General features: G+C 71.2%; 6 protein-coding genes. 2 read left to right on the top strand and 4 right to left on the bottom strand.

The window, feature by feature from the left end; all coding sequences use genetic code 11:
• The first annotated feature begins 5 nt into the window (after nucleotides 1–5).
• Nucleotides 6–440, top strand: coding sequence for a tRNA adenosine(34) deaminase TadA (gene tadA, locus LQV45_RS18375; RefSeq protein WP_230008259.1), 435 nt, complete (start codon nucleotides 6–8; stop codon nucleotides 438–440).
• 5 nt (nucleotides 441–445) lie between these two features.
• Here the strand turns inward: tadA and LQV45_RS18370 are convergent, their stop codons facing one another.
• Both LQV45_RS18370 and LQV45_RS18365 read right to left on the bottom strand, forming a co-directional pair.
• Nucleotides 446–1,375, bottom strand: coding sequence for an LLM class F420-dependent oxidoreductase (locus LQV45_RS18370; RefSeq protein WP_230008258.1), 930 nt, complete (start codon nucleotides 1,373–1,375; stop codon nucleotides 446–448).
• A 10-nt stretch (nucleotides 1,376–1,385) separates the two neighbouring features.
• A complete protein-coding gene (locus LQV45_RS18365; protein WP_230008257.1) occupies nucleotides 1,386–2,498 on the bottom strand; it encodes an alpha/beta hydrolase in 1,113 nt (370 codons plus the stop codon).
• A gap of 99 nt (nucleotides 2,499–2,597) precedes the next feature.
• On the opposite strand from LQV45_RS18365, the gene proC reads away from it, so the two are divergent.
• Nucleotides 2,598–3,443 carry a pyrroline-5-carboxylate reductase gene (proC, locus tag LQV45_RS18360; RefSeq protein WP_230008256.1) on the top strand — a complete coding sequence of 282 codons (846 nt, stop codon included), beginning with the start codon at nucleotides 2,598–2,600 and terminating at the stop codon, nucleotides 3,441–3,443.
• A 9-nt stretch (nucleotides 3,444–3,452) separates the two neighbouring features.
• On the opposite strand, the gene LQV45_RS18355 is transcribed toward proC, so the two are convergent.
• Together LQV45_RS18355 and LQV45_RS18350 are read right to left on the bottom strand one after the other, a co-directional pair.
• Nucleotides 3,453–4,124 (bottom strand): TrkA family potassium uptake protein, encoded by a 672-nt coding sequence (locus tag LQV45_RS18355; protein ID WP_230008255.1) that lies wholly within the window; start codon nucleotides 4,122–4,124, stop codon nucleotides 3,453–3,455.
• A partial coding sequence (locus LQV45_RS18350; protein ID WP_290370269.1) for a potassium transporter TrkG occupies nucleotides 4,117–4,594 on the bottom strand: 478 nt, incomplete at its 5' end. The genes LQV45_RS18350 and LQV45_RS18355, both read right to left, overlap by 8 nt.

Here is a 4,594-nt window from a genome sequence, read left to right as displayed (position 1 = left end):
CTGCGATGCAGCGCGCGCTCGCCCTGGCGGGCACGGCCTCCGCGCACGACGACGTCCCCGTGGGCGCGGTCGTCCTCGACGCGGAGGGCCGCGTGATCGGCGAGGGGCGCAACCTGCGCGAGGTCACGGGCGACCCCACCGCCCACGCGGAGGTCGTCGCGATCCGCGCGGCCGCCGCGCAGCTCGGCTCGTGGCACCTCGCCGACTGCACGCTCGTGGTGACCCTGGAGCCCTGCGTCATGTGTGCGGGCGCGATCCTGCAGGCGCGAATCCCGCGGGTGGTGTTCGGGTCGTGGGATGCCAAGGCGGGAGCCGCCGGTTCCCTCTACGACGTCCTGCGCGATCGGCGTCTGCCGCATCGCGTCGAGGTGGTCGGCGGTGTCGCCGAGGACGCGGCATCCACCCTGTTGCGCGAGTTCTTCGAGGACCGTCGCGACTGATCGGGTCAGCGGGGCAGGAGCGGCAGCAGGTCGGTGCCGATCTCGTCGGCGTGCTCGACGTCGCGCAGATCGAGCAGCTGGAAGTAGACGCGGTCGGCCCCCACGGCGCGCAAGCGCTCGACCTTCGCCGCGATCTCGTCGGCACTCCCGATGAGGTTGGCGCCGTTGTCGAATTGCGCGCGCGTCTGACCGATCGCCGCCGCCCGGCGCTCGAGGGCGCGATCGTCGGCGCCGAGGATCGTGGGCAGGGCGACCGAGAGCTTGAGCGTGCCGGGGTCACGGCCGGCCTCTTCGCACGCGGCCCGCACGACCGCGAACTTCTCGGCGACGACGTCCTCCGAGACGAACCCGATGTTGTACTCGGTCGCGAAGCGCGCCGCGAGGGCCGGTGTCCGCCGCGGGCCGCCTCCGCCCACGATCACCGGGACGGGGGACTGCACGGGTTTCGGCAGGGCGGGCGCGGCATCCAGTCGGTAGTGCGCGCCCTCGAAGGTGAAGGTCTCTCCGGCGGGCGTCGACCACAAGCCGGTGACGACCGCCAACTGCTCCTCGAGCAGGTCGAAGCGTCGCGACGGGAAGGGGATGCCGTACGCGGCATGCTCGCGCTCGAACCACCCCGTGCCCAGACCCAGCTCGACACGTCCGCCCGACATCGCGTCGACCTGGGCGACCTGGATGGCCAGGATGCCCGGCACGCGGTAGGTCACGGACGACACCAGGGTGCCCAGGCGTATGCGGGACGTCTCGCGGGCGAGGCCGGCGAGCGTCGTCCACGCGTCGGTCGGGCCGGGGAGCGGATCTCCCTCGCCCATCCGCAGGTAGTGGTCGGAGCGGAAGAACCCGTCCAGCCCGTGGGTCTCGGCCGAACGCGCGAACGCCAGCTGATCGTCGTACGAGAAGCCCTGCTGGGGCTCCGTGAACAGGCAGTATTCCACCGGAGTCCCCTCAGTCGGCCGAACGCAGGATGATCGCCTCGGTCGGCGGGGCGGGGTCGGCAGGGCGTCCGACGTACCCGATGTGGGTCAGGAGCGCCTGCCGGAACTGCGCCGGGCGTTCCAGGTGCGGCGCGTGTCCCGCACCCTCCACGGTGATCTCGGTGACCTCGCCGCCCGCGGCGGCATACGCGTCGAGCACGTCGCGCGTCTGCGACACCATCGGCTGCGCCGGCGCGACATCGTCTCCCGGCCAGCCGGGAACGATGCCCAGGGCACCCAGGTGGTTGAGGTCGTAGAACGAGGCGTCCGAGACGATGGCATCCGCCGTCCCGTGGATCCACAGGATCGGGGGCTTGTTCGGCAGGTCGACGATGCCCGAGACGTCGAAGTGCTTCGGAGCCATGGTGTTCAGCACGCCGAGCGAGCCGGCACCGAACCCGGGCCAGTTCGGCGACGCCACCGCGTCGCCGGGGTAGTTGCCGCCGGCGGTCGAGGTCGTGAGCATCGACTCGACCCAGACGTCCTCGTGCACACTCGTGTACCCCGGTGCGACGTACCCGGAGCGGAACACCGACCGCGGGGAGGTGGGGGCCGAGTCGGTGGTGTCGTGGTCGATGAGACGCTGGACGAAGTCGGGGTTGGCGCCGCCGGCACCCGCGCCCGCGTCGTCGTCGGTGAGCCGCGACCCGTCCCGGCGCGTGCCGCCGAAGCCGTACGGCGAGACGGGGGCCTGCAGGGTGAGCGAGAGGACGGGGTGGTCCAGCGCGTACTGCATCACGACGCCCCCGCCCATCGACCATCCGACGAGATGCGCGGACGGGATGCCGAGGGCCTCCAGCGTCGCGTGCACGTCGTCGCTGAAGTCGCGGACACCGCGGGTCGCGTCGATCGGGGTGTGCTCGGTTCCGCCGAAGCCGCGCAGGTCGATCGCGAGCACCCGCAGCTCGTTCGGCAGGTCCTGCATGATCTCCTGCCAGAACAGCGAGGAGGAGACGTTGCCGTGCACGAAGACGACGGTCTGGTCGGCCGCGGTGCCGGGGTCGTCGCCCGCGCGTTCGAGCACGTTGACGCTCAGCCGGCCGGTGTCGACCAGGCGGGAGGTGATGCCGTCGAAGAGAGTCATGGGGTCCTCCGTGTCGCACGCGTCCGCACCGCTACGGACGCGTTCCGACTCTAACGCCCGCCCCTGCGCCCCGCACTCAGGCTTCGTAGACTGGCCCGCATGACGGATGCCACCTCCTCGTTGCCCCCGCTCGCCTTCCTCGGCGCCGGTTCCATGGGAGGGGCGATCCTGCGCGGTCTCGTCGCTGCCGGCCTCACCGGCGGGGGAGTGACCGCGACCAATCGGTCCATCGCCAAGGCCTCCGAGCTCGCCGGGCTCGAGGGCGTCACGAGCGTGGCGCTCGAGGCCAACCCCGACGGGAACACCGCCGCCGCGGCATCCGCCGATATCGTCCTCATCGGCGTCAAGCCCGCCATGGTGCCCGATCTGCTCGACGAGATCGCCCCGCATCTGCGACCCGGAGCGGTCGTGGTGAGCCTGGCCGCGGGTGTCACGCTCGAGACGTTCGCGCGGCACCTCGGCGGCGGGGTCGCCACGCTCCGCTCGATGCCGAACACCCCGTCCCTCGTCGGGAAGGGGGTCACGGGACTCGCCGCCGGGTCCGCCGCCACGGCCGAGGACGTCGCGGTCGTGCGGTCGCTCTTCGAGACCGTCGGCCACGTCGTGGAGGTTCCCGAGTCGCAGATCGACGCGCTGTCGACGATCTCGGGATCGGGTCCGGCGTACGTGTTCCTGCTCGTGGAGGAATTCACCAAGGCCGCCGTGCGCATGGGCTTCGACGACGACGCCGCGCGCCTGCTGGCCGAGCAGACCTTCATCGGGGCGACGGCGCTGCTGGCGGCGTCCGACGTCGACCCGGCCGAACTGCGCCGCCGCGTCACGAGCCCGAAGGGGACCACCGAGCGCGCGGTCGCGGTGCTGCAGCACGCGCGCCTCGACGACACGTTCACCGACGCCGCCGAGGCCGCGTTGGCGCGCGCGAAAGAACTCGCCGCCGGGTCCTGAGGATTCCGGCTAGCGATCCAGCGCGGCGAACCGCTCGATGTCGCTGTTGGTCCCCGACACGATGATGAGGTCGTGGTTGGTGACGACGGTGTTCGCCTCCGCGTAGCGGAATGCCCGGCCGGGGCTCTTCACGCCCACGACGGTCACGTTGTACTTCGTCCGCACGCCGGATTCGTTCAGACCGACCCCGCGCACGAGCTTGGGCGGGTACATCTTGGCCAGCACGAAGTCGTCGTCGAAGCGGATGAAGTCGAGCATGCGGCCGCTGACGAGGTGTGCGACGCGCTCGCCGGCCTCGGCCTCGGGATAGATGACGTGGTTCGCGCCGACGCGGGCGAGGATCTTGCCGTGCGATTGCGACACGGCCTTCGCCCAGATCTGCGGCACTTTCAGATCGACGAGATTGGCGGTGATGAGGACCGAGGCCTCGATGAGAGAGCCCACCGCGACGACCGCGACCTGGAAGTCCTGCGCCCCGATCTGACGGAGCGCGTCGATGTTGCGGGCGTCGGCCTGGACGGCGTGGGTCACGCGCTCCGACCACTTCTGCACGAGGTCGAGACTGCCGTCGACCGCGAGGACTTCGCGATCCAGCCGGTCCAGCTCGCCGGCGCACGCCGCGCCGAAGCGCCCGAGACCGATGACGAGGACGGGCGCGTCGCTGCGGATCCGTTCAACCAACGATGGGCCTTTCGACGGGCAGCGCGTACAGCTGCGAACGGGAGGACGCCGCGACGGCCGCGGCGAGTGTCACAGTACCAATGCGCCCCATGAACATCGTGACCGCGAGCACGTAGACGGCCGGATCGGGGAGCTCCGCGGTCAGGCCGGTCGACAGGCCCACGGTGGCGAAGCCCGAGATCACATCGAACAGCACGTATTCGATCGGGGCATCCGTGATCCGGCTGATGATCACCGTCGACAGCGCCACGATCGTGGCGCCCCACGCGACGACCGACAGGGCCACTCGCTGCACATCGCTGGGGATGCGGCGACCGAACGCCTCCACGGACGGGCGCCCCTTGGCCTCGGACCACACCGCGAGGGCCAGCACGGCGAGGGTCGTGACCTTGATGCCGCCGGCGGTGGATGCCGAGCCCCCGCCGACGAACATGAGCATCGAGCCCACGACGAGGGTCGCGCCGTTGAGG

The organism is Microbacterium sp. Bi128 (assembly GCF_918698205.1).
The sequence above is the reverse complement of the archived record's forward strand: the minus strand, read 5'-3'. Positions and strand labels throughout refer to the sequence as shown.